This window comes from Hoeflea sp. AS16 (assembly GCF_038900095.1).
Lineage (GTDB): Bacteria > Pseudomonadota > Alphaproteobacteria > Rhizobiales > Rhizobiaceae > Hoeflea.
On record NZ_JBBMQQ010000004.1, the window covers coordinates 368,272 to 393,134 of the forward strand.

Annotated in this window: 23 protein-coding genes; 11 read left to right on the forward strand and 12 right to left on the reverse strand. The window is 60.9% G+C overall.

Annotation, left to right across the window (positions count from 1 at the left end; genetic code table 11):
• The first annotated feature begins 24 nt into the window (after positions 1-24).
• The 3 genes from WNY80_RS13210 to WNY80_RS13220 all read left to right on the forward strand — a co-directional run bounded on the left by WNY80_RS13210 (position 25) and on the right by WNY80_RS13220 (position 1,407).
• Complete coding sequence (locus WNY80_RS13210) at positions 25-447, forward strand: organic hydroperoxide resistance protein (RefSeq protein ID WP_342887845.1); 423 nt, start codon at positions 25-27, stop codon at positions 445-447.
• Positions 448-748: 301 nt separating this feature from the next.
• Positions 749-1,162 (forward strand): hypothetical protein, encoded by a 414-nt coding sequence (locus WNY80_RS13215; protein WP_342887846.1) that lies wholly within the window; start codon positions 749-751, stop codon positions 1,160-1,162.
• The gene (locus WNY80_RS13220; RefSeq protein WP_342887847.1) at positions 1,159-1,407 is read left to right on the forward strand and encodes a hypothetical protein; all 249 of its coding nucleotides are present in this window, start codon (positions 1,159-1,161) and stop codon (positions 1,405-1,407) included. Before WNY80_RS13215 ends, WNY80_RS13220 begins: the two co-directional genes overlap by 4 nt.
• 79 nt (positions 1,408-1,486) lie before the next feature.
• Here the strand turns inward: WNY80_RS13220 and WNY80_RS13225 are convergent, their stop codons facing one another.
• The 3 genes from WNY80_RS13225 to purM form a co-directional block, all read right to left on the reverse strand.
• Positions 1,487-2,761, reverse strand: a complete 1,275-nt coding sequence (locus tag WNY80_RS13225; RefSeq protein ID WP_342887848.1) for a cyclopropane-fatty-acyl-phospholipid synthase family protein — start codon at positions 2,759-2,761, stop codon at positions 1,487-1,489.
• 157 nt (positions 2,762-2,918) lie between these two features.
• Positions 2,919-3,542, reverse strand: coding sequence for a phosphoribosylglycinamide formyltransferase (gene purN, locus WNY80_RS13230; RefSeq protein WP_342887849.1), 624 nt, complete (start codon positions 3,540-3,542; stop codon positions 2,919-2,921).
• On the reverse strand, positions 3,539-4,609 hold the full coding sequence (gene purM / locus WNY80_RS13235; protein ID WP_342887850.1) for a phosphoribosylformylglycinamidine cyclo-ligase: 1,071 nt from the start codon (positions 4,607-4,609) through the stop codon (positions 3,539-3,541). Before purM ends, purN begins: the two co-directional genes overlap by 4 nt.
• Positions 4,610-4,812: 203 nt before the next feature.
• On the opposite strand from purM, the gene WNY80_RS13240 reads away from it, so the two are divergent.
• The 5 genes from WNY80_RS13240 (at position 4,813) to WNY80_RS13260 (ending at position 11,277) form a co-directional block, all read left to right on the forward strand.
• A complete protein-coding gene (locus WNY80_RS13240; RefSeq protein WP_342887851.1) occupies positions 4,813-5,358 on the forward strand; it encodes a CDP-alcohol phosphatidyltransferase family protein in 546 nt (181 codons plus the stop codon).
• A 49-nt stretch (positions 5,359-5,407) separates the two neighbouring features.
• A complete protein-coding gene (locus WNY80_RS13245; protein ID WP_342887852.1) occupies positions 5,408-6,535 on the forward strand; it encodes an AI-2E family transporter in 1,128 nt (375 codons plus the stop codon).
• A gap of 7 nt (positions 6,536-6,542) precedes the next feature.
• Complete coding sequence (gene hdaA / locus WNY80_RS13250) at positions 6,543-7,247, forward strand: DnaA regulatory inactivator HdaA (protein ID WP_342887853.1); 705 nt, start codon at positions 6,543-6,545, stop codon at positions 7,245-7,247.
• 58 nt (positions 7,248-7,305) lie between these two features.
• The gene (locus WNY80_RS13255) at positions 7,306-9,519 is read left to right on the forward strand and encodes an RNA degradosome polyphosphate kinase (protein ID WP_342888000.1); all 2,214 of its coding nucleotides are present in this window, start codon (positions 7,306-7,308) and stop codon (positions 9,517-9,519) included.
• A gap of 231 nt (positions 9,520-9,750) precedes the next feature.
• Entirely contained in the window at positions 9,751-11,277 is a 1,527-nt protein-coding gene (locus WNY80_RS13260; protein WP_342887854.1) for a Ppx/GppA phosphatase family protein, read from the forward strand.
• Positions 11,278-11,285: 8 nt separating this feature from the next.
• Here the strand turns inward: WNY80_RS13260 and WNY80_RS13265 are convergent, their stop codons facing one another.
• On the reverse strand, positions 11,286-11,564 hold the full coding sequence (locus WNY80_RS13265) for a YrhK family protein (protein WP_342887855.1): 279 nt from the start codon (positions 11,562-11,564) through the stop codon (positions 11,286-11,288).
• A 428-nt stretch (positions 11,565-11,992) separates the two neighbouring features.
• On the opposite strand from WNY80_RS13265, the gene WNY80_RS13270 reads away from it, so the two are divergent.
• Positions 11,993-13,288: a cyclopropane-fatty-acyl-phospholipid synthase family protein gene (locus WNY80_RS13270; RefSeq protein ID WP_342887856.1), complete on the forward strand. Its 1,296-nt coding sequence runs from the start codon at positions 11,993-11,995 to the stop codon at positions 13,286-13,288.
• A 23-nt stretch (positions 13,289-13,311) separates the two neighbouring features.
• Here the strand turns inward: WNY80_RS13270 and rnd are convergent, their stop codons facing one another.
• A complete protein-coding gene (rnd, locus tag WNY80_RS13275; protein ID WP_342888001.1) occupies positions 13,312-14,457 on the reverse strand; it encodes a ribonuclease D in 1,146 nt (381 codons plus the stop codon).
• A 15-nt stretch (positions 14,458-14,472) separates the two neighbouring features.
• Entirely contained in the window at positions 14,473-15,756 is a 1,284-nt protein-coding gene (locus WNY80_RS13280; RefSeq protein WP_342887857.1) for an MFS transporter, read from the reverse strand.
• A 234-nt stretch (positions 15,757-15,990) separates the two neighbouring features.
• Here WNY80_RS13280 and aspS point away from each other — a divergent pair, with 234 nt between their 5' ends.
• Complete coding sequence (gene aspS / locus WNY80_RS13285) at positions 15,991-17,778, forward strand: aspartate--tRNA ligase (RefSeq protein ID WP_342887858.1); 1,788 nt, start codon at positions 15,991-15,993, stop codon at positions 17,776-17,778.
• A 94-nt stretch (positions 17,779-17,872) separates the two neighbouring features.
• On the opposite strand, the gene WNY80_RS13290 is transcribed toward aspS, so the two are convergent.
• The 5 genes from WNY80_RS13290 to WNY80_RS13310 all read right to left on the reverse strand — a co-directional run bounded on the left by WNY80_RS13290 (position 17,873) and on the right by WNY80_RS13310 (position 21,697).
• Positions 17,873-18,028: a hypothetical protein gene (locus WNY80_RS13290; protein WP_342887859.1), complete on the reverse strand. Its 156-nt coding sequence runs from the start codon at positions 18,026-18,028 to the stop codon at positions 17,873-17,875.
• A 189-nt stretch (positions 18,029-18,217) separates the two neighbouring features.
• The gene (locus WNY80_RS13295) at positions 18,218-19,441 is read right to left on the reverse strand and encodes a hypothetical protein (RefSeq protein ID WP_342887860.1); all 1,224 of its coding nucleotides are present in this window, start codon (positions 19,439-19,441) and stop codon (positions 18,218-18,220) included.
• 89 nt (positions 19,442-19,530) lie between these two features.
• Positions 19,531-20,841: an RNA polymerase sigma factor gene (locus WNY80_RS13300; protein WP_342887861.1), complete on the reverse strand. Its 1,311-nt coding sequence runs from the start codon at positions 20,839-20,841 to the stop codon at positions 19,531-19,533.
• A gap of 5 nt (positions 20,842-20,846) precedes the next feature.
• Positions 20,847-21,197: a YciI family protein gene (locus tag WNY80_RS13305; protein ID WP_342887862.1), complete on the reverse strand. Its 351-nt coding sequence runs from the start codon at positions 21,195-21,197 to the stop codon at positions 20,847-20,849.
• A gap of 110 nt (positions 21,198-21,307) precedes the next feature.
• Positions 21,308-21,697, reverse strand: a complete 390-nt coding sequence (locus tag WNY80_RS13310; RefSeq protein WP_342887863.1) for an MAPEG family protein — start codon at positions 21,695-21,697, stop codon at positions 21,308-21,310.
• A 183-nt stretch (positions 21,698-21,880) separates the two neighbouring features.
• Here WNY80_RS13310 and parC point away from each other — a divergent pair, with 183 nt between their 5' ends.
• Positions 21,881-24,127, forward strand: coding sequence for a DNA topoisomerase IV subunit A (gene parC, locus WNY80_RS13315; RefSeq protein ID WP_342887864.1), 2,247 nt, complete (start codon positions 21,881-21,883; stop codon positions 24,125-24,127).
• On the opposite strand, the gene WNY80_RS13320 is transcribed toward parC, so the two are convergent.
• The gene (locus tag WNY80_RS13320; RefSeq protein WP_342887865.1) at positions 24,120-24,854 is read right to left on the reverse strand and encodes a DUF3750 domain-containing protein; all 735 of its coding nucleotides are present in this window, start codon (positions 24,852-24,854) and stop codon (positions 24,120-24,122) included. The two genes, parC and WNY80_RS13320, sit on opposite strands and share 8 nt — an antisense overlap.
• Positions 24,855-24,863 lie beyond the last annotated feature (9 nt).

Here is a 24,863-nt window from a genome sequence, read left to right on the forward strand (position 1 = left end):
ATCGCAAACGAAGGAATTAACATCATGCCGACAAAGATTGTCTACAGCGCGTCCGCCACCGCCACTGGCGGCCGGGATGGTCATTCGAAAACCCATGACGGGGCAGTGGATGTCAATCTCGCCGTTCCAACCGAAATGGGCGGTCCCGGCGGCGGCGTGAACCCGGAACAGCTGTTTGCCACCGGCTATGCGGCATGTTTCCTTGGTGCGTTGAAATTCTACGCCGGCCAGAAAAATGTGAAGGTGCCCGATGATGCGACCGTGACCGTCACCGTCGGCATCGGCCCGCGCGAAGACATGGGCTTTGGCCTCGACGTCAAGATCAAGGTCGATCTGCCGGGCATCGACAAGGCAGTTGCCGAAGACCTGATCGCCGGCGGCCACAAGGTCTGCCCTTACTCGCATGCGACCTCCGGCACGCTCAAGATCACCCCCGAGCTCGCCTGATCAGGCAGGTATTGCCTGCTGAAAACCGCTGCCGTCACCCGGGCCAACTTCGTACCGGCTGGCGGCAGTTTTGCGTCGATTGCCGGACGGCTGAAATCCTGTCTCGGATAGACGCTCCTAAGCCCAAATGGCCTATCCACCGGTGCCGATCATGGCAAACGCTGCGCCCGGGCGGTTTCCAGGTACGCATGCCAGCCCGGCGCGCTGCATGGGCATTCCTGCACGTATGGTTGCATCCAGGCCTTGGTGTGGCATAATTCACAATTATCAGTTGAGATTCCTCTTGCGGTGGTGATGGCCTATGACGCGGAAACTTGTTTGCGGCATCGTGATGTCAACGCTAATGTTTGGTGTCCCCGCGAGTGCTGGACAGTACGATGTCGCCACGGTGCTTGAGCGGGCGGCGCATTTGCAGAAAACCCGTGGCTACGCATCCAATCATGTCAAAGGCGGCCATACGCATTTTGACATCGTCGCCTCGGACGGAACACCTTACGAAATTTGTCCGCATCCGAAGATGGGCCTGCTTCATGTCATGCAGGGCGGGGCCCTTCCGGGCGCGCGGCTCGTCATCGAGGTAGACCTCGACAACAATGTCACGCCCTACAACCGCAATCCCTTCACCAGCCTTGTCTACTTCAACAGCCTGAGCCGCGGCGGGCTGACATACATGGCGGAAAAGGCCATGAGGACGATAATGGCCACATCGAAATGAAGCTCATCTCGGCCCTGGCCTGCTCGGGTGTCTGTGTGTCCGGTCTGGTGTTTGCCGCTCAGCTCGATGTGACCGAGCTGGAAGACCGTGTTCTCAGCGGTGAAGTGACCCTGCAAGCGGCAATCATGGAATATTGCGGCGACGAAACCCTGGACAAGACACAGGATGCGTTCTGCTCCTGTCCGGACGAGGCCTTGCGCTTGCTGGAACAGCGACTGAAATCACATCGAATGGACGCGAGTTGAGCCGGCTTCAAAGGCGGATGCCTTGCTTTGCTCCCCGTACCGGGAAACGCTCCAGTGTCCGCAGGAAACCACGACCCGCTCACGCCTCGTCAAGCGCCTGGGCTGCGCTGGCGACAACACGTTCGAGGAACCCGGTCTCGCGCTCTGCAATGCGGGTCTCTTCCTCGGCGATATAGTCCCGCGTGATCGGCACGCCATCCCGCTCGCGGCCGAGCTGCAGCTGGAAGACATTGCTCGCACCCTGCAGGAACACGCATTCGGCAATCGACAGGTAGAGCTCCCACATCCGGCAGAAGCGCTCGCCCATGATCTTGACCGCCGCCTCCCGGTTGGCGAGGAATTTTGCGCGCCAGTGCTGCAATGTATAGCCGTAATGGCAGCGCCAGATCTCGCAGTCCAGCAGCCACAGCCCGGTCGGCTCGATGGCGGCGACTGCCTCCGACAGTGACGGCGAATAGCCCCCAGGGAAAATGTACTTGCGCAGGAATGGACCCGTCACACCTGGCGGTGACTTGGTCGAGATCGAGTGGATCAGCGCCAGCCCGTCGGGACCGAGCCGGTCGCGCACATTGAGGAAGTAGGATGGCAGGTAGGGCGCGCCGACATGCTCGAGCATGCCGACAGAAACCACCCGGTCGAATGTCTCGGTCACTTCGCGGTAATCTATCAGCTCGAAGCGCACCCGGTCGCTGACGCCGAGAATCTCCGCACGGCGGCGGGCGACCGCCAGTTGCCGTTCCGACAAGGTGACGCCGAGAACTTCGACATCGGCCACATGGGCGAGATACAGGGCCATTCCGCCCCAGCCACAGCCGATATCGAGTACCTTCTGGCCGTCCTTGAGGTTGAGCTTGGCCGCGATGTGCCGCTTCTTGAGCGTTTGAGCCTGGTCGATTGTCTCCGTGCCATCGGGGAAATAGGCGCAGGAATACTGCATGTCCCGATCAAGAAACAGCTTGTAGAGATCTTCGCCGATATCGTAGTGCGCCTTGACGTTGGCACGTGACCTTGAGAGCACATTGTTCTGTTGAAACCGGCGGACCTTGCGTGACAGCCCGCGCCAGAAAATCTGGCTCGGGGTCAGGTCGAAATGGCGTTTGTTGGCGTAAAACACCATGATCAAATCATGGATGCTGCCGCTCTCCATCACCAGGTCGCCATCCATATAGGCTTCAGCCGCTTTGAGTTCGGGATTGAGGAAGATCTTCCACTCGGCCGTCTTGCTGGTGAAGCGGATCGCGGCCTCCGGGCCCGGTTCCTTGCCGCCGAATACATGCACCGCGCCCTTGGCGTCGGTCATGGTCAACCGGCCTTTCTTGATGGCTTTGTCGAGCAGTCCGTAAAGTGAAGGCATGGCGTCTCCCTTTGCAATAACAAAACCTTGCAAACGCCGATAATGCCCGCCTGTGCCCGATGTCACAAGAGCAGACCCAACCTGTCTGGTGCCGATACAGGCCGCAGCCTGTCCGCAGTCAAACTATCACTCATTGTCTGGTTTGCAGCGCGCCGTCTCAGCCGCTGAACTGGGCCCGTCCGTCTCCGCCCATCCGCACTTCGCCGCGCGCCAGCATGGCAAGTGCCTCGGGATAGATCCGGTGCTCGGCTTCAAGTACCCGGGCGGCAAGTGTGTCGGGCGTATCGTCACGTTCAACGCGCACCGCCGCCTGTTCGATGATCGGGCCTTCGTCCATGCCTTCGGTGACGAAATGGACCGTGCAGCCATGCACCCGGCACCCGGCGGCAATCGCCCGCTCATGGGTCGCAAGTCCCGGAAAGGCAGGAAGCAGCGACGGGTGAATGTTGATCATCCGGCCCGCATAGCGGCGGACAAAATCGCCCGACAACAGCCGCATGTAGCCCGCAAGAGCGATGATCCGGGCTCCTGATGCATCGATCGCCGCGCTCACGGCGGCCTCGTGCGCGGCCTTGCTGTCATAATCGCTGCGCGGAACCGCCAGCGCCTCAATGCCGAATTCGCGGGCATGTTCGAGGCCTTTGGCATTCGGCTTGTCCGAAATCACCGAAACGATCTTTGCCGGAAAATCTCCATGCAACGAGGCTGCGATCAGCGCGCCCATGTTTGATCCCCGGCCGGAAATCAGAACCGCAACCGGGACTTTCGGAGTGTCGGTCACAGCGCCAGCGTTCCCTTGTAGATAACGCCCGGTCCGTTGTCGGTGCGTTTTGTCAGCCGCCCAAGCCGGATGACGCTTTCACCCTGAGCTTCAAGCGCGGCTGCAACGCGATCGGCCTCCGCCTCCGGGGCAACAGCGATCATGCCGACGCCGCAATTGAAGGTGCGCAGCATTTCTTCCGCCGCGACGCCGCCGGTCTTGGCCAGCCAGGAAAATACCGCCGGCGGTTTGATGGTGCCCAGATCGATCTCCGCGGCAAGCCCTTCGGGCAGGACCCGTGGCAGGTTTTCGGGAAAACCGCCGCCGGTGATGTGGGCCAGCGCCTGGATCGCACCGGTTTCGCGGATCGCCGCAAGCAGCGACTTGACGTAGATCCGGGTTGGCTCAAGCAGCGCTGCGCCAAGGCTGCGGGACGCGTCGAACGGGGCAGGGGCATCATAGTCCAGCCCGCTCAGCTCGACGATGCGGCGCACCAGCGAATAGCCATTCGAATGCACCCCGGAAGAGGCAAGCCCCAGAACCACATCGCCTTCAGACAGCGTGCCCGAAGGCAGCAACTGGCCGCGTTCGGCAGCGCCGACGGCAAAGCCTGCGAGATCGTAATCGCCTTCGCGGTACATGCCGGGCATTTCCGCGGTTTCGCCGCCGATCAGCGCACACCCGGCCTGCAGGCAGCCTTGCGCGATGCCTGAGACAATCGCGGCTCCCTGGTCGGGATCGAGCTTGCCGGTGGCAAAGTAGTCGAGAAAGAACAATGGCTCCGCGCCCTGGACAACCAGATCGTTGACGCACATGGCAACCAGGTCGATGCCGACGGTGTCGTGGATGCCGGCTTCGATGGCGACTTTCAGCTTGGTGCCGACGCCGTCATTGGCCGCCACCAGCACCGGGTCGGTAAAGCCCGCGGCCTTCAGGTCGAACAGGCCGCCGAAACCGCCGATCTCGCCATCCGCACCGGGTCGCCGCGTCGAGCGTACCAGTGGCTTGATGCGGTTGACCATCTCATTGCCGGCATCGATGTCGACACCTGCCTGAGCATAGGTGAGGCCGTTTTTCCGATCCGCCATCGTGGCTTCCCCTCTCTGGGTTTCAAAGGAGTTACTTATGCCGGGGGGATGGCATTTTGCGGGCAATTCCGCAAGCCGGACCAAGGGCTGCTGCGCGACAAACGCCGGGAAAACTGCACTTGGCTGTGCTATTCCTTCTCCAAATCATTGGAAAAGCGCTATCCAATCGCCATATCAAAACCGATCAGGATTGATTGTTGCTCATGACGCTGCCCAATTTCATCACGGTTGCCCGGTTCATCATGGTTCCGTTGATCATTCTTGCGATGATCAATGGCGAGATGCTGACCGCTTTCGTGCTGTTCCTGCTGGCCGGCGTCTCCGATGGGCTGGACGGCTTCATCGCCCGCAATTTCAATCAGCGTTCCGAGCTTGGGGCCTGGCTCGATCCGGTGGCCGACAAGCTGTTGCTGGCCAGTGTGTTCGTCGTGCTTGGATGGCTGGGCGTGTTGCCTGGCTGGCTGGTGATCTTTGCCGTTTCACGCGATGCGTTGATTGTCGGCGCTGTTGTCCTCTCCAGCCTGATGCAAAGACCGGTCGAAATGCGGCCCTTGCTGATCTCCAAGGCCAACACGCTGTTCCAGATCATCCTGCTGGTTCTGGTGCTGGCCGATCTGGCCGGGCTTGCCCCGCTTGACGGCCTCATCGGATGGATGATCTATGCGGTGGCAGGCTTGACCATCGCTTCGGCCAGCGCCTATCTCGTCACCTGGCTCAGGCACATGGCCGGCGTGGAAAAAGCCGATTGATAAGGGACGCGAAAAGGCCGGCCGCAGCGGGTCCGCAAGCGAGGTGATCATGACCACTCACATAGACCGGGCGGCGCTTCGCCGGCAGATATTCTTCTGGCTGCTGGCTCTGGCTGTGGTCATCGCATTCCTGATGGTGTTCCGCTCCATCCTGCTGCCCTTTATCGCCGGCATGGCGCTGGCCTATTTCCTCGATCCCGTGGCCGACTGGTTCGAACGCCGCGGCTTTTCCCGGTTGATGGCCACGCTTGCCATTCTCGCCACGTTCATCGCGCTGTTCGCGATCTCGCTGATCGTCGTGATTCCCATCCTGGTGACGCAGGCCGCGGATCTGGGCGGCCGGATTCCGGGCTACATCACCCAGCTGCAGTCGCTTCTGATGTCGGAATCAAACCTTCTGCCGGACTGGGTCAGCGAGCAGCTTGGCCAGATCAAGGAGAGCTTCGCCGCACTTCTGAAGGAGGGCGCCGGTCTGGTCGGCACCATCTTCAAGCAGATCTGGAATTCCGGCATGGCGCTTCTCGATATCGCCGCCCTGTTCGTGGTGACCCCGGTCGTTGCCTTCTATCTGCTGCTCGACTGGGACAACATGGTCGAGAAGATTGACGATTGGATACCGCGTGATCATGTCGACACTGTCCGTCATCTGGCCAGGCAGATCGACGCCACCATAGCCGGCTTCGTTCGCGGGCAGGGCAGTGTCTGCATCATCCTCGGCCTGATCTATGCCATCGGACTGTCGGTCGTCGGGCTGAACTTCGGCCTCCTGATCGGCCTGTTTGCCGGTCTGATCAGTTTCATTCCCTATGTCGGCTCGCTGGTCGGCCTGGTGCTGGCCCTGATTGTCGCGGTGGTCCAGTTCTGGCCGGATTTCGTGATGATCGGCGCTGTGATCGCCGTCTTCGCGGTCGGCCAGTTTTTCGAAGGCAACATCCTGCAGCCGCGGCTGGTCGGCAAGTCGGTCGGACTGCATCCGGTCTGGCTGATGTTCGCCCTGTTTGCCTTCGGTGCCCTGTTCGGTTTCGTCGGCATGTTGATCGCGGTGCCAGCTGCCGCCTCGGTCGGGGTATTGGTGCGTTTTGCCATTTCCCGTTACCTCGAAAGTGATCTTTATCACGGCACCCAGCGGCAGCTTCCCTTGTCCGGCGGGTCCGCTGACGACCCTGCTGGTGAGTGATTGAGTGATGTCCAAACCGCCTGTCACACGGCAATTGCCGCTCGAATTTGACCATGACCCGGCGACCGGCCGGGACGACCTGATCGTTTCCGACCGTTTGAATGCGGCTGTGGCGATTGTCGACCGCTGGCCCGACTGGCCCTCGCCAGTGGTCATCCTCGCCGGCCCAACGGGGTCGGGGAAATCCCATCTTGCCACCATCTGGGCCAACCGCGTCGGCGCCACCAAGGTGGCAATCGACAAGCCTGACCCGATGGTGCTCGAGATCGCCGCTCAAGGCCCGGTGCTGATTGAGGACATCGATCACACCGGATTTGACCAGACCGCTTTGTTTCATCTCATCAATGCGGTCCGCGAACATGGCAGCGCGGTGTTGATCACCAGCCGGCTGTGGCCCGCCGGCTGGCATGTCACCTTGCCGGATCTGGCCTCCCGCCTGAAGGCGGCGACGGTGGTCGAGATCGCCGAGCCGGATGAGGAACTGCTGGCCAAGGTGATGGTCAAGCTGTTCGCCGACCGACAGGTCGTGGTTGATGATAGGATCATTGCCTGGCTGGTTGCGCGTATGGAGCGTTCGCTCGCCGCAGCCCGCACTGTCGTCACCCGGCTTGACCAGCTGGCGCTGGCGCGCGGATCGAAAATCACCCGGGCCCTGGCAGCCGAGGTGCTGGCTGAAATGGACAGCGGAGTGAACGACACCGAAGTGTCATAGTTCCTTCGTTCTTGTGCTATAGACGGTGGATTCCATAACCGGAGCGTTGGAGTGCATGATGGTCGAAATCGAGGGTGCGGGTGCGAGTGAACTGCGGATTGATCCGACCCTGTCGGATCTTTCGCAAGAGGACCTGCTGACCAGTCCGAAACGCTTCATCAACCGGGAGTTCTCCTGGCTCCAGTTCAATCGCCGGGTGCTTGAAGAGACCCTCAACGTCGCCCACCCGCTGCTTGAGCGGGTGCGGTTCCTGTCGATCTCTGCTGCCAATCTGGACGAGTTTTTCATGGTCCGCGTTGCCGGCCTTGAAGGCCAGGTGCGCGAAGGCATTACCAACCGCTCGCCTGACGGGCTGTCGCCGAACGAACAGCTTGACCAGATCCTCGAGGAAATCGACGGTCTGCAACTCGAGCAGCAGGCCTCGCTCGCCATTCTGCAGCAGAACCTGGCCGCCGAGAACATCTACATCGTTCGTCCTTCCGTTCTGGTGGAAGGTGACATGGCCTGGCTCGAGGATGAATTCCTGCAGTCGATTTTTCCGGTGCTGACGCCGCTGTCAATCGACCCGGCCCATCCGTTCCCGTTCATTCCGAACCTTGGTTTTTCCATCTGCCTGCAGCTGGCCTCGAAGGCGGCAAACGAGCCAATGACCGCGCTGATCCGTCTGCCGGTGGCGCTTGACCGCTTCGTGCGATTGCCCGATCTCGACGGTGCCATCCGCTACATCACGCTTGAAGACGTGGTCAGCCTTTTCATCAGCTCACTCTACCCCGGCTACGAGGTCCGCGGATCCGGCACCTTCCGGATCATTCGCGATTCCGACATCGAGGTCGAGGAAGAGGCAGAGGATCTGGTCCGTCTGTTTGAAAGCGCGCTCAAGCGCCGCCGCCGTGGCTCGGTGATCCGCATCGAATTCGATTCGGAACTTCCCCAGAGCCTGCGCGAATTCGTGGTTCACGAAACCAACGTTCCGGAAGACCGGGTCGCGGTGCTGCCGGGCCTGCTGGCGCTCAACACGCTGTCGGAGATCACCAAGGCGCCGCGCGACGATCTCAAGTTCGAGCCCTACAATGCCCGTTTTCCCGAGCGCATCCGCGAGCATGTCGGCGATACGTTCGCCGCGATCCGCGAAAAGGATCTGATCGTTCACCACCCCTATGAATCCTTCGACGCGGTGGTCCAGTTCCTGTTCCAGGCCGCGCGCGATCCTGATGTGCTGGCGATCAAGCAGACGCTCTACCGCACCTCCAACGACAGTCCTATCGTCCGCGCGCTGATCGATGCGGCGGAGGCCGGAAAATCGGTCACGGCTCTGGTCGAACTCAAGGCCCGCTTTGACGAGGAGGCCAACATCCGCTGGGCCCGCGATCTCGAGCGTGCCGGTGTGCAGGTTGTTTTCGGGTTCATCGAACTCAAGACCCACTCCAAGATGTCGTTGATCGTCCGCCGCGAGGAGGGCAAGCTGGTATCCTACTGCCATCTGGGCACCGGCAACTATCACCCGATCACCGCCAAGATTTACACCGATCTGTCCTATTTTACCTGTGATCCGGTGATTGCCCGCGACATGGCCCATGTCTTCAATTTCATCACCGGTTACGGAGAACCCGAAGGGCTCGTCAAACTCGCGGTCTCGCCGCTCAATCTGCGCACCAGGATTCTCGAGAACATCGATGCCGAAATCTCCCACGCCAAGGCGGGGCGTCCGGCCGCGGTCTGGATGAAAATGAACTCGCTGGTCGATCCCGAGATCATCGATGCCCTCTACCGCGCCAGCCAGGCCGGCGTCGAGATCGATCTGGTGGTCCGCGGCATCTGTTGCCTGAGGCCGCAGGTTCCCGGCCTTTCCGAGCATATCCACGTCAAGTCGATTGTCGGACGGTTCCTTGAGCACAGCCGGATCTATTGCTTCGGCAACGGCCATGGACTGCCGTCCTCCGAGGCACTGGTCTATATCGGCTCGGCCGACCTGATGCCGCGAAATCTCGATCGCCGGGTTGAAACCCTGGTGCCGATGGTCAACAAGACCGTGCACGAGCAGGTGCTTTCGCAGATCATGCTGGGCAACATGATTGACAACCAGCAGAGCTACGAGATCCTGCCGGATGGAACATCGCGCCGGGTGGAGCCGGGCCCTGACGAGGAACCCTTCAATGCGCAGGTCTATTTCATGACCAATCCGAGCCTGTCGGGCAGGGGAGAAGCGTTGAAATCGAACGCTCCCAAACTGATCGCCGACCGCCTGGCCCGGGCGTCGCGCAGCACACGCTGAATTTTGGGCTTGTCTCGTGCTTGCCGGCCGGAAAACTGGCCGGGCCTTCAGTGATTTCGGCTTCGTTTCACGACAACAACCGTGACAATTCTTGCGGGACAACTGTGCCTGAAGTGTTTTTGCCGGGTTTCAGTTCTCGCTAATGCCATATATAACGGCGCTGAATTTGTTGACCCTGGTCTCGCTCTGCATATGTGGAACGCGTCGCCCTAACCGAAGAGCGCCCTGGACATGGTGGAATCGGAAGCGCAAGGCCGGCTGCCGGGTATACATCCTGTTTCCGTCATCGATATCGGTTCCAACTCCGTGCGCCTTGTCATCTACGAGGGGCTCAACCGGGCGCCGTCCGTGCTGTTCAACGAAAAGGTCCTGTGCGGCCTCGGCAAGGGACTTGTCGCGACCGGCAGGATGGACGAGCTCGGCATCGAGCGCGCCCTTGCCGCGCTCAGGCGGTTCCGGGCGCTTTCCGAACAGGCCCGCGCCTCCGAGATGCATGTGCTGGCAACCGCCGCGGCGCGGGAAGCCGAAAACGGCGCGAGCTTTATTGACGCCGCCGAATCCATTCTAGGCTGCAATGTCCGGGTTCTCACCGGCGAGGAAGAAGCCCGGTTTTCGGCCCTCGGCGTGATTGCCGGTTATTACAAGCCCGATGGCATCGCCGGCGATCTGGGCGGCGGCTCGCTTGAACTTGTCGATGTCAAAGGCAATGTCCATTCCGGCGGCCAGACCCTGCCGCTGGGCGGGTTGAGACTGGCCGAAATGTCCGGCAATTCGATTTCAAAGGCGCGCAGCATTGCCAAGCGGTCGCTGAAGCTATCGCGTGTGCTTCCCGGTGGGGCAGGGCGCACCTTCTACGCGGTTGGCGGCACCTGGCGGAACATCGCCAAGCTGCACATGGAGATCACCGGCTACCCGCTGCACATGATGCAGGCCTACGAGATCGACGCAAAGCCCGCGATCGAGTTTCTCGGCGAAGTCGCGGCGATGAAGCAGTCGCGGATCAGCGCGATCAAGGCGATCTCCAGAAACCGCCGCGGCCTGCTGCCCTATGGCGCGGTGGCGCTGCAGGAAACGCTGATTGCCATGAAGGCGGCGCGGGTCAGTTTCTCCGCGCTGGGCGTGCGCGAGGGCTATCTCTACTCCCTGCTAGGAGCCGCCGAAGCCGCCCGCGACCCGCTGCTGACGGCCGCAGGGGAACTTGCAATCCTGCGTGCCCGTTCACCCGAACACGCCCGCGAGCTTGCCGCCTGGACCGGCCGCATGTTCCCGGTGTTCGGCGTCAACGAGAGCGAAGAGGAAGCCCGGTATCGCCAGGCCGCCTGTCTGCTCGCGGATATCTCCTGGCGGGCGCATCCCGACTACCGCGGACCGCAGGCGCTCAACATCATCGCCCACGGGACCTTTACCGGGATCAGCCACGCCGGCCGCGCCTATATCGCGCTGGCCAATTATTTCCGTTTCGAAGGCCTCAATGATGATGGCGTGTCTTCCGAACTGGCGGCGATTGCCGGTCCGAAATATCTCGATTACGCCAAGTTGCTCGGCGGCATGTTGCGGGTAGTCTACCTGTTCTCGGCTTCCATGCCCGGCATGGTGCCGCAACTTGAATTCGTGCCTGCCGCGGCTTCCGACGGCGATGTCGACATCGTCCTCAAGGTGCCGCAATCCTGCGACGCCTTCGTCGGCGAACGGCTCAATGGCCGTCTGCAACAGCTCGCCAAGCTGACTGGCAAGCGGCTGGGTTTCAGGATCGGCTGAACCGGCCGCTATTCGTAGCGCGCGGCCAGGTCATCGATGTCGCCGATTGCGAGCAGGTGAAATTCGCGGACCACACGCAGCACCGGCTTCAACGCAAAGCAGGCCGAGCCAATGACAAACAGCCAGATCGCCGGGTCTTGCTGTGACTGGTAGAAAAACAGCACAGAGCCGACCAGGAAGAACAGGGCCGCCGCCGCGTCAACGATGGTGTAGGTCAGTTCGTAGATCGCGTAGAGCTTGCGCTGCCGGGGCGTCCGGGTTGCGCTGTCTTGCTGGAATAGGGCCATGGGATCCTGGTGTCCTCGGGTCATTGACAGAGTGCGGCGATGGCCGGTGAGACAGGGCTCTGACCAGTCACGGCGCTTCTAAATGACAAACATTAGGATTCCACAAAGAAAAAGGCCGGGCGAAATTCGCACCGACCTTCCTGACTTGCCTCAACAAACCTGCCAGTACATCCGTGGTCAGGCTGGAGACAAATTTCTTTGTTGACCTCAATATGGTGCGTCCGTTTTCCTTTGCAAGAGCCACCACACGAAATTTTTCCGACACGTGGTCTCTGACGAGTGCCGCCGCCGCGGTTTTCGGTGCTGGCCTGACGCCCTCGCCATGCTAGGCTGTTGCTGTCAGTGGACGCTGTTGTTTCTGAAAATATGCCGCGCCCGGCATTTTTCAAGACCGGCCCCTTGAGGGCCAAATTGCTGGAGATAAAGTAGTGAGTGCAAACAGCCGGCTGAAAAGTTTTCGCAAACTCCTCGCCCACGCCCGTGAGATCCTGAAACTCGATATCGGGTTCAGGCTCTGGGATGGATCCACCGTACCTGACGACCTTGCTCCCGGCGCCTTTGCGATCCGGTTGGCCGACGAAGGCCTGGTTGCCGCGTTGATGCGGTCGCCAAATCCGGAAACACTGCTCAATCTCTGGGTTTCCAAACGCATCGATTTTGAAAATGGCGACATGTTCGATCTCGTGGCGCGGCGTCCGAAAGTGCGCACACGCGAAATTCGCAAGCAGCTCAGCAAGTTTCTGCTGCTCAACAATGCGCGCAAGTTCCTGTTCGTTGACAAGGGCGGGCCCTGGCCGCTGAGCGATCAGCCCGACGAGAAACCTTCCGACGGCAATGCCGAGGAAAACCGGAAGAACATCGCCTATCACTACGATGTCTCCAACGCGTTCTACAAACTCTTCCTCGACGACCAGATGGTCTACACCTGCGGCTATTGCACCGACTGGGACAATGACATCCACCAGATGCAATGCGACAAGCTGGAGATGATCTGCCGCAAGCTTCGATTGAGATCCGGCGAGACGATGCTCGATATCGGCTTTGGCTGGGGATCACTGGCGCTCTATGCCGCGGCCAATTACGGCGTTCACGTCACCGGCGTGAGCTTGTCTGAAGAACAGGTCGAGTATGCCCGTGCAAAGGCGGATGCTCTGGGACTGTCCGATCGCGTCCGGTTCGAGCTGCTCGATTACGCAAAGGTTGAAGGCCAGTTCGACAAGATAACCTCGATCGGCATGCACGAGCATATCGGCATCGACAATTACCCGACCTATTACGCGACCGTCGCCCGGGTGCTGAAACCGGGCGGCATCTACCTGCATCACGCCATCACCCGGCCAGCGAAAAAGGACGCCAAGACCTTCCGCAAGAAGAACAAGGAGTTCGCGCTTCTGACCAAATACATCTTCCCGGGCGGCGAACTCGACCACATCGGCAACACCGTGACCATGCTCGAGCAGCACGGTTTCGAGGTCCATGATGTGGAGAACTGGCGCGAGCACTACCAGCGCACTTGCAGGCTCTGGCATGACCGGCTGCTGGCCAATTACGACGCTGCTGTGGCTGAAGTCGGCGAGGTCAAGTCAAGGCTCTGGCTGGTCTATCTCGGCGGTTGCTCGATCGCGTTCGAGCGCAACACAGTTCGGCTCTACCAGACGGTGACAACCAAGGTGCAACGCGGACCGGCCGGCCTGCCGCCGACCCGCGCCGATCTGTATAGATAGGCAGTGAGCGTCGAACTCTAACTCTAGAGTTCGACCGCTTCGACCTTCTTGTTGGCAAATCTCAGCGCCAGTTCGCCGCGGATCAGCTTGAGCGCCCGCTCGCCGAACAGGTCCCGGCGCCAGCCCTTGAGTGCCGGCACGTCGGCCGCTTCGCCATCAACGGCGATGGCTTCAAGGTCATCGGAATTGGCAATGATCTTGGCCGCGACGTTTTCCTTTTCCACGGTCAGTTTCAGCAACACCCGCAACAGCTCGATTGAGGCTTGCGCTCCCTCCGGCGTCTGCTTCTGGCGCGGCAGCCGCGGCATCTCGTCCTTTGGCGTTTCAAGCGCCTCGTTGACGATCTCGACCAGCGTGGCGCCCTGTTGCGAACGTTCCCAGCCGCGCGGGATGGTCCTGAGCCGTCCCAGCGCCTCGCTATCCTTCGGCTGCTGCTGGGCGATCTCGTAAATCGCATCGTCCTTGATCACCCGGCCGCGCGGCACATTGCGGGATTTCGCCTCGCGCTCCCGCCACGCCGCCACATGCTGCAGCACGCAGAGTTCGGCCGGTTTTTTCACCCGCATCTTCAGCCGCTTCCAGGCGTCCGCAGGTTCGATCTCGTAGGTCGATCGTGCTTCCAGCACCGCCATCTCGTCGGCCACCCAGTCGCCACGGCCTTCGGTTTCCAGGCGCGAGACCAGCTCGAGATAGACATCGCGCAGATGCGTGACATCGGCGAGCGCGTAGTCGAGCTGCTTGTCGGTCAGCGGCCGGCGGCTCCAGTCGGTGAACCGCGAGGACTTGTCGATCGGCGCTCCGGTGATCCGCGAGACCAGCTGATCATAGGAGATCGATTCGCCAAAACCGCAGACCATGGCGGCGACCTGGGTGTCGAAAATCGGATGCGGCACAAGATCGCCGAGCTTCACCACGATTTCGATGTCCTGGCGTGCCGCATGGAACACCTTGATCACTGACGGTTCCGCCATCAGATCAAAAAACGGTTTTAAATCAATGCCTTTGGCCAAAGGGTCGACGATTCCCTCGTCCTCCGGACCGGCCATCTGGATGAGGCACAGTTCGGGCCAGTAAGTGGTCTCACGCAGGAACTCGGTGTCAACGGTGACAAAGTCGTGTTTGGCGAGGCGGGCGCAGAAGGCGGCAAGCGCCTCGGTCGTTGTAATCATGTCCATGCTTGGCATTTAGCGGGAATTTTCCGGTTTGTCTTCTCCCCCCGGCACGTCTTTATTGTCCGGGGGAACGTGGCGGTTGACCGATTGTGCCGCCATGCGTGCAAAAACCGGAGAGGTGCGCAGCAATCCGGCAAAGCGGCCGCGTTCGGGTTCATCGGGAGAACCGCGAACGATCCGCACCAGGGTGTAGACGACGAAGGCGCCGTGCATGGCGCAGATGAAGGCGAAGAACGCCGATGCGCCGAGCCAGTCCACCAGCACCGCCGACAGCAGCGGACCGATCGACGCGCCAATCGCCCAGAAGAACATCAGTCCGGAGGCAATCTGCACATATTCGCCTGCATTGGCCTTGTCGTTGGCGTGTGCCGCCGAGAGCGAGTACAGCGGCATGGTGAATGCGCCCCACAGGAAGATGCCGATCAGGTTCAGGGCAACACTGCCGCCGGCGAAAAGCACCATGAACAGCCCGCAAAGGGTGGAGCCGCTGGTGGCCATCAACAGCACCGAGCGGCGGCCGATGCTGTCGGAGAGGTAGCCCAGCGGATATTGCAGCATGATGCCGCCGATGATGCCGGCGCTCATGAACGAGGCGATGTCGGAGACCTGCAATCCGAGGCTTTCGGCATAAAGCGGCCCCACCGAGCGGAATGAGGCTGTCGTCAGCCCCACCGTGATAGCGCCTGCCGAGGCCAGCGGCGACACCAGCCATAACCGTTTGGGACTGAAGGAAAACGGGGCAGGCGGGGCCGGGTTCGACCGGTCGGCAAGTGAAACCGGCACGATCGACAGGATGATGAGCATGGTCATCACCGCGAAAATCTCGAAGCCGCCGATTCCGAACACCGGCAGCATGTATTGCGACAGCGTTACCGCACCCAGATCGACAAACCGGTAGATTGCCAGTGTCCTGGCCCTGTTGGTGTTGGTGGTCTGCGAGTTGATCCAGCTTTCGACATTGGCAAACATCGAGGCAAAGCAGATGCCCGTAACCATCCGCATCAGGAACCAGAAAAACGGATCGATCACCATCACCATGGCAAGCGAAGCGCAGGCCGCAACTGCGGCCATGGCGGCAAAGGCGCGAATGTGGCCGGAGGTTCTCAGCAGCCAGGGCGTCATCCAGCACCCGATGATGAAACCGAAATAATACCCGGCGCCCGCAAGCCCGATGACGGTGGGCGAAAACCCCTCGATCGAGCCGCGCAGCGAGATCAGCGTGCCTTGAAGTCCGTTGCCCGCCAGCAGCACGCCAGCGGTGGTCAGAAGCGGAATGAGTGGGCGGAGCGAATGCATGACATGCCGGATGCGAGAAACAGTATCCTGACTCCTACATCGAATTTGTCTGGCCGTCGTGGTGAAAACCCGCCAATGCACAGTCCGATTGCGCCGTTTCACCTTGACAAATCGGGTAGGTCATGCGCTTTTCCGCGCGATTTTTACCGTGCGCCGAGGCGGCTATGTGCGTGTCAATCGCACCCTGCCGATCCGCCGTTTCCAGCCATTGGTCCCAGCCACCGAGGATATGCCATGCATCGCTACCGTTCACACACTTGCGCCGCGCTTCGAAAGAGCGACACCGGTGCCCAGGTCCGGCTTTCCGGATGGGTGCACCGCGTGCGCGACCATGGCGGCGTGCTGTTCATCGACCTGCGCGACCATTACGGCCTGACACAGGTTGTCGCCGATCCGGACTCGCCGGCATTCAAGGCCGCTGAAACCGTCCGCGGCGAATGGGTGATCCGCGTCGACGGCGTGGTCAAGGACCGCATGGCCGACACCATCAACCCGAATCTCGGTACCGGCGAGATCGAGGTCTTTGCCCAGGAAATCGAAATCCTGTCGGCCGCCAAGGAATTGCCGCTGCCGGTCTTTGGCGAGCCGGACTATCCCGAGGATGTGCGCCTCAAGTACCGCTTCCTCGATCTGCGCCGCGAAACCCTGCACAAGAACATCGTCACCCGCACCAAGGTGATTGCCGACATGCGCAAGCGCATGACCGATATCGGGTTCGGCGAGTATGCGACCCCGATCCTGACCGCGTCATCGCCTGAAGGCGCACGCGACTTCCTGGTGCCGAGCCGCATTCATCCCGGCCAGTTCTACGCGTTGCCGCAGGCGCCGCAGCAGTACAAGCAGCTGTTAATGGTCGCCGGTTTCGACCGCTACTTCCAGATTGCACCGTGCTTCCGCGACGAAGACCCGCGCGCCGACCGCCTGCCGGGCGAGTTCTACCAGCTCGACATGGAAATGAGCTTCGTCACCCAGGAAGATGTCTGGGACACGATGGAGCCGGTGATGCGCGGCGTCTTCGAGGAATTCGCCGAAGGCAAGCCGGTGACACAGGAATTCCGCCGCATTCCCTATGACGAGGCGGTCCGCAAGTATGGCTCCGACAAGCCGGACCTGCGCAACCCGATCGAGATGCAAGCCGTCACCGAGCACTTTGCCGGTTCCGGCTTCAAGGTGTTTGCCGGCATGATCGCCAACAACCCCAAGGTCGAGGTCTGGGCGATCCCGGCCAAGACCGGTGGTTCCCGCGCATTCTGCGACCGGATGAACTCCTGGGCACAGGGCCAGGGCCAGCCGGGTCTGGGCTACATCTTCTGGCGCAAGGAAGGCGACAAGCTCGAAGGCGCCGGACCTATCGCCAAGAACATCGGTCCTGAGCGCACCGAGGCGATCCGCGTTCAGATGGGCCTTGAAGACGGCGATGCCTGCTTCTTCGCAGCCGGTGATCCGGCCAAGTTCGCCCGCTTTGCTGGTGACGCCCGCACCCGCGCCGGCGAGGAATTGAAACTCATTGACGAGGATCGTTTTGAACTGTGCTGGATCGTCGACTTCCCGTTCTACGAATGGGATGAAGACGCCAAGAAGGTCGAGTTTGCCCACAACCCGTTCTCGATGCCGCAGGGTGGCATGGACGCCCTGGAAAACCAGGACCCGCTGACCATCAAGGCCTACCAGTATGACCTGGTCTGCAATGGCTTCGAGATCGCTTCGGGATCGATCCGGAACCAGTCGCCGGAACTGATGGTCAAGGCGTTTGAGAAGGTGGGACTCAGCCAGGCCGACGTCGAGGAGCGCTTCGGCGGCCTCTACCGCGCCTTCCAGTACGGCGCACCGCCGCATGGCGGCATGGCGGCCGGTGTGGACCGGGTGATCATGCTTATCGTCGGCGCCAAGAACCTGCGTGAAGTGGCGCTGTTCCCGATGAACCAGCAGGCCCAGGACCTGCTGATGGGCGCGCCGAGCCCGGCGTCTCCGGCCCAGATGCGCGAACTTTCGCTCCGCGCCATTCCGCCCAAGGCCGACTAGACCGCAAGCGGATTCAGATCAGCAAAAAGCCCGGGCAAACATCTGTTTTCCCGGGCTTTTTCTCGTGACGTGAATGTGTCGGGGAACTTCCCGCTCAGTCCTTGTCGTCCTGCGTGTCCGAGGCGAGATCAAGCAGATCTTCCTTGGACTTGGCAACGCTGGCCTTGGCTTTTGCTGCAGCCTTCGCTGGCTTGGCAGCAGCTGCTGTCGCGGGCTTTTCAGCAGGCGGGGTGGCCTTGAAACGGATCATCTGATGGGTCCAGTGCGGGTAAGAGGATGGCGACCGGCGCGCGGAATCGGAACGGCAATTCGCTGATCGTTCGGCCCACCCTGCGCCCACATCGGCGAACAAGCAACCCGGTGCAGGGCGCGAGTAGGGCAACCGTGACGATCCGTCACCCGGAGGTCAGCCCGGACACCCCGCCATGGCCGGGATTTCCTACTGCTTGCAGCACTGCTCGACCGGGCTGTTGGCAATGACCTGCAGGTTGAGCAGGTCCGCCAGGCTGCGTGGATCGCCCATGCTGGCACCCAGGATCACCGGCACGGCGACGGGTTGGGCGGGAGTGGCCGTGACGGTGATGTTCTGGGGATTGTCGAGATAGATGCTGGCGGCAGCGGAAATCTGCTGCTGCAGCGCCGGAATGCCCAGTCGCCCCAATGCCAGCGGCATCATGAACTTGACGAACTCGCGCATTTGCTCGCCGGAGACGCCTTGCTTCCTGCCCGCGAATTCCAGCGCCCGTTCGGTGACCGAAGCGTCGTCGAACCGGACCGAGGCGGATTTGAAGCTGAGTTGCTGCAGCATCTCCCGCATGGTGGCATCGATGGCCTGTTGTGCTGCCTGCGTACCGGGGTTGGACGCGGCCGAGCTCCGCGCCTGTTGCATCGCTTTTATGAACTCGGGCGTGTAGCCCGAGATTTCAAGCGAGAGGCTCAAACGCCCGACGTCATCAAGGGTGAGCGAGTAGTCTTCGAGTTCGATCAGCCCGGACTGCCTGTCCCAGGTGCCAACCATCTTGACGTCGCCTGTCAGGGTCTCATAGCCGAGCTGTTTCAGGGCATCCCTTGTCTTCGTGTCCTTGACGTTGCCGAGATCGATCTTCAGATCGGATCCGGTCATCATCATGTTGACCCTTGATGCCGCGTCGGCCCGCACGACATCCAGGTCGATGCCTGCCATCGAAAACACGGTCGAACCATTGTTCACGACACGGATCGCACCGGTCGAGAAACCCTCATAGTCCAGCATGCTGTCGAATGAACTGGCCGCGCCATCGGCGGGGATCGACAGGCCGTTCACATTGACTCCGTCAATGGAGAATGTGTTTTGCCCCTGTGAAAACTCGATCTCGCCAAATACCGCCTCGTTGACGAAATAGCTTCCGTCATTCACTTCCTCGACGCCATTGAAGGTGACATCACCGAAAGGAATTGACGGATTGCCGGGGGAGTCCGCCCGCACCGATCTGAGTGTAATTGTGCTGCCATCCGGTTCGATCTCCGAAAAACTCAACCGGGTGCCGCTTTGGCTGATGCTGGCGGACAGCTTCGTCGCAAAATCATCCGCATCGAGCGCCATCGCCGGAATCGCAAAACCGCAAACCGCCAGCGTAACAATAGACGCGCAAAACAACCGCTTTGGGGTGGATCGGATTGTCATCGTATAGTCCTTTTGCTGTCGATGCGGTTGAGGCCGGCATCCTGATTTGGCAAGCACCTCAACCATTTCCCTGAATGGTGCCCGGGTCCTCATCGATCACAGCTTTGTGGTGCAGATGAGGCCAATCGGCGGCCCTGTGTATCATCTCCCATAATCTCCATGCGAGCCTGGAGAAAATGCCGTTCACTTTCGTTGCCGCTCAACTCGATAGCGCGCCGGTAGCTCACTCGGGCCGCATCGATCTGGCCCAACCGGCGGAGGAAATCGGCACTGGCTGCGTGAAAGGGCTGGTAGTCGGCGAGGGCTGTTTCAACAGTATCGAGCGCGGCCAGTGCAGCCTCCGCACCAGTCATGTAAGACAGCGCGACGGCACGGTTGAGCAGGTAGACAGGGTTCTGCGCTATCGCGTGCATGGCGTCGTACAACAGAACGATCTGGCGCCAGTCCGTCGCGTCGTGGCTCGGTGCCTGGGCATGCAGCGCGCTGATAGCGGCCTGAAGCTGAAACAGGCCCGGCTGGCCGCGCCCGAGTGCATGGTCCAGCAGACGGCAGCCTTGTTCGATGTCATCCTGATGCCACCGGCTTCGGTCCTGTTGATCCAGCGCAATCATTTCGCCCTGCAGGCCAAACCGGGCCTGTTCGCGGGAATGGTTGAGCAGCATCAGGGCCAGCAATCCCTCGCATTCAGCATCGCCGGGTACGAGTTCCAGCATCAGGCGTCCCATCCGGATGGCTTCAAGGCACAGGTCATGGCGCAGTGACGATGCTCCGGCGGTTGCGGAGTAGCCTTCGTTGAAGGTGAGGTAAATCACCGACAAAACCGAATTCAGCCGCTCGGCCCATTGGTCCGGTTCGGGAATTTCAAACGGGATGCCGGCCTTTGTGATCTTGTGACGTGCCCGCACCAGCCGCTGCGCCATTGTTTCAGGAGTGTCGAGGAAGGCGCGGGCGATTTCCCGGGTTGTCAATCCGCACAGGGTTCTCAATGTCAGGGCAATGCGGGTCTTGGCATCCAACGCAGGATGGCAACAGGTGAAGATCAGCCGCAGCCGTTCATCTGGGATGGCCGGTGCTTCGTGGCTGTCCATGGCTTGCTGATCAAGTTCGATGAGCAAGCCGTACTCTTCCCTCTTGCGGTCGAAATTGCGCGCCCGCCGGAACCGGTCGATGGCCTTGCGGCGCGCCGTTTGCAACACCCAACCCGCGGGAGATGCAGGCAGACCGTTGCGCGTCCAGTGCACCAGCGCCGATTCCATCGCTTCCTGCAGGCAGTCCTCCGCCAGCTGGAAATCCCGGGTGTCGCGAAGAAGCGTGCCCAGCAGACGCCCAGTGTCGGCGCGCGCGAGGACTTCTATCGCCTCGCGCGCGCCTCGTTCCATTTCGGGGGTATTCGCTGCCATGCGGATTATTCGATTTCCATCACCGGACGAATTTCGACCGAGCCGTGCTCGGCCGAGGGGATCATCGCTGCATACTTTATCGCTTCATCGAGATTGGCGCAGTCGAACAGGTAGAACCCACCGAGCTGTTCCTTGGTTTCGGCAAACGGCCCGTCCATTGTTTCGGTCTTGCCGTTGCGAACCCGTACTGTTGTCGCGGTCGACGTTTCCTGCAGGGCTTCGCCGGCCAGCATCACGCCGTCGCGCTGGTAGGTTTCGGTGGCCTTGCGGTAGCCCTCCATGTAGGGACCGAATTCCGGGGTGCCGTAGTCCGGTCCGGCTCCTGGCGCGGCATAGATGAGCGCAAGATATTTCATAGTGTTTTCCTCTTCCTGGGGGCAGGCTTGCGGCATTGCCGGTTTTGCCTGTGTTTACGACATGGAGACGATTGGGACTTCCCCAATTCGACATTGGCTGGAGAAATAACTCAAGCTGCCCACTGATTGATGACAATATTGATCATCGAGATCAGCATCGATAACCAGCTCAGCGATCCGCCTGCAATACGGGCAAACGTGACTGGTTTGTCGTGGAACAGCCCGAGCGGATGCAGGATCCGTCCGGCGACAAGGCTCAGTCCGGCGCTATGGATCCACAGGGATGCAGTTCCGCCGGATTCGGCAAATGCCATCAGCAGCAGGGCCATCGGCACATTCTCGATGAAATTGCCGTGACGGCGGATTCTCTCCGCCAGGGCGATGTGTCCGCCATCGAGTATCGCGGTGCCGGTTTTCGCCCGCAAGGCGCTGACATAGGCGGAGAGACCGATCATCATCAAGGCAAGAGCGACTGCATACAGCCCGGTCAGGTTCGTCATGGGTTGTTCCTTCATTCTGGATTTCATTTCGATGTGCTGCCGGTTGGCTGCACTGTGAACCGGACGAACCGGCACAGCGGAATTCGACAGGGCAAATCCACAATCGGACAAAAAAACATCTTGCATGGCCGCTGATGCCGGCTGGCTCTTGCTCCGAATCAGTGCTTCCGATAACCCGACCCCATGGGAAAAAGCCTGCTTCCGCCCGGTGGGGGCGACCACATTCATGCCGTTGACCTGAAAAAGGCGCTCGAGGAGCGCTATCTGGCCTATGCGCTGTCGACCATCATGCACCGGGCACTGCCCGATGTACGCGACGGGATGAAGCCGGTGCATCGCCGTATCGTCTACGCCATGAACCAGATGGGGCTGAAGTCAGCCGGGTCATTCAAGAAATCCGCCAAGATTGTCGGTGAGGTGATGGGTAACTTCCATCCGCACGGCGACCAGTCGATCTATGACGCCTTGGTGCGGCTGGCGCAGGATTTTGCCGTGCGCTACCCCTTGGCCAACGGTCAGGGCAACTTCGGTAACATCGATGGCGATAGTGCCGCCGCGATGCGTTACACCGAATCCAAGATGACCGCGGTCGCCGAACTGCTGATCGAGGGCATCAACGAGGACGCGGTCGATTTCCGCGACACCTATGACGAGGAAAACAGCGAGCCAGTGGTTCTGCCCGGCGCGTTTCCGAACCTGCTCGCCAACGGCGCCACCGGAATTGCCGTGGGAATGGCAACCTCGATCCCGCCACACAATGCAGCCGAGCTCTGCGATGCAGCACTTGCGCTGATCCGCAAGCCCGATGCCACGGTCGAAGACCTGCTGCAATATGTCGAGGGTCCGGATTTCCCCACCGGTGGCGTCGTCATCGACAGCCGCGAATCCATTCTCGAGGCCTACCAGACCGGCCGTGGCGGTTTCCGCGTTCGCGCCAAGTGGGAGATCGAGGACACCGGTCGCGGTGGCTACCAGATCGTCGTCACCGAGATGCCCTATCAGGTGCAGAAATCCCGGTTGATCGAAAAGATCGCCGAACTTCTGATCGCCCGCAGGCTGCCGCTGCTGGACGATATCCGCGATGAATCCGCTGAAGACGTGCGTCTGGTTCTGATCCCCAAGAGCCGCACGGTCGATCCGACGCTGCTGATGGAATCCCTGTTCCGGCTGTCCGATCTGGAAAATCGTATCCCGCTCAACCTCAATGTCCTGTCGATGGGCAAGGTGCCCAGGGTGATGAACCTGGCCGAGGTGCTGTCGGAATGGCTGGCGCACCGCCGCGAGGTGCTGCAGCGCCGTTCACGCCACCGCCTGGCGGCGATCGAGCGGCGTCTGGAATTGCTATCGGGTTTCCTCATCGCCTATCTCAATCTCGACGAGGTGATCCGCATCATCCGCGAGGAGGATGAGCCCAAGCTCGAACTGATGAAGACCTTCGAACTGACAGATGTTCAGGCCGAAGCCATTCTCAACATGCGGTTGAGGTCCTTGCGCAAGCTCGAAGAGCTGGAAATCCGCAAGGAGTTCGACGGACTGACAAACGAGAAGGCCGAGATCGAGGAATTGCTCGGCTCGGACGCCAAGCAGTGGCAGACGGTCGCCTGGGAAGTCGGCAATGTGCGCAAGACCTTCTCCAAGGAAACCGAACTTGGCGCCCGCCGAACAAAGTTCGCCGAGGCGCCGGTCGCCGATTTGGCCGCTATCGAGCAGGCGATGATCGAGAAAGAGCCGATCACCGTGGTGATCTCCGAGAAGGGCTGGATCCGCGCCATGAAGGGCCACATGGCCGATTTCGCTGGCCTGCAGTTCAAGGACGGCGACCAGCTCAAGATTGCCTTCCACGCCAACACCACCGACAAGCTGGTCATCGTCACCACCGGCGGCAAGGCCTACACGCTTGGCGCCGACAAGCTGCCCGGCGGGCGTGGCCATGGCGAGCCGCTCAGGATCATCGTCGACATGGACAATGACCAGGCCGTTCTGACCGCCTTCGTGCATGATCCGGCGCGCAAGCTGCTGGTGGCTTCCACCGTCGGCAACGGCTTCGTCGTTGCCGAGAGTGACATGGTCGCCAACACCCGCAAGGGCAAGCAGATCATGAATGTCAGCCTGCCTGTCGAGATGAGGCTGTGCGTGCCGGTGAGCGGCGATCATGTCGCCATCATCGGCGAAAACCGCAAGATGCTGATTTTCCCGCTCGAGCAACTGCCGGAAATGAGCCGCGGCAAGGGCGTTCGCCTGCAGCGTTACAAGGATGGCGGCATCGCCGATATCCGTTGCTTCGCGATGGAGGACGGGCTGACCTGGGAAGACAGCGCCGGGCGCATGCACAACCGCAAGAAGGAAGAGCTGACCGAGTGGATCGCCGACCGCGCCCAGGCCGGCCGCCTTGTGCCCAAGGGCTTCCCGCGGTCCGGCAAGTTCAGCTGAACGGTTTCCCCTGGACGCCGATCCGCCCGAAGCCCGGTAGCTTGATGCCGGGCCGGGCGATGTCGATGCCGAACACCAGCCCGCCGAGCCGCACTTCGATGCCGTAGAGCGTGCCGATCGCCAGCCCGGCATAGCCGCCGAGCGAAAGCTCGAGATTGCGCCAGTCGGATGACAGCGTGACGAAATCGCCAAAGGCTCTGAAATCACGGCCAATCGCTTCGGGTGGCAGCGCCAGCTCGAGGTCCGGTACTTGTCTAAGCACATGGGCGACAAAGGAATTGGAGTTCGGGCCCGGCCAGATCGTGTAATCGCCACGGTTCGAAAACGGGTAGGCCTGAATGGCGGCTTCTATCTGCGGGATCAGCCGGGATGCCTCGGCGCCGTGAACCTCGGCAAGCACTTGCGGCGCATTTGAATACCAGCTTCCGTCAGCGGCATAGGCATTGGTGCGGATCGGGCTGCCCCAGCCAACCTTGTCGTAGCGGGTGTATCTTGTGCTGCCTGAGGCTTTTGTCACGATCCAGCTGTGAACCGCCAGTGCTCCCTTGAGCCCGCCGGTCCGCGCTGCCATCACATAAATTGCCGCATCCGGCTCGGTGTCGGCATCGGGCAATATGTCTGCCGAAGACCAGTCCGCGGCCCGCCAGGAGCCCGGCTGAGAACTCGCCGCACGAACGGCAAGCGAGGCCAGTGCCGGTGCGACAAAGCACAGGAGCACAAAAAGCACGAATTTCTT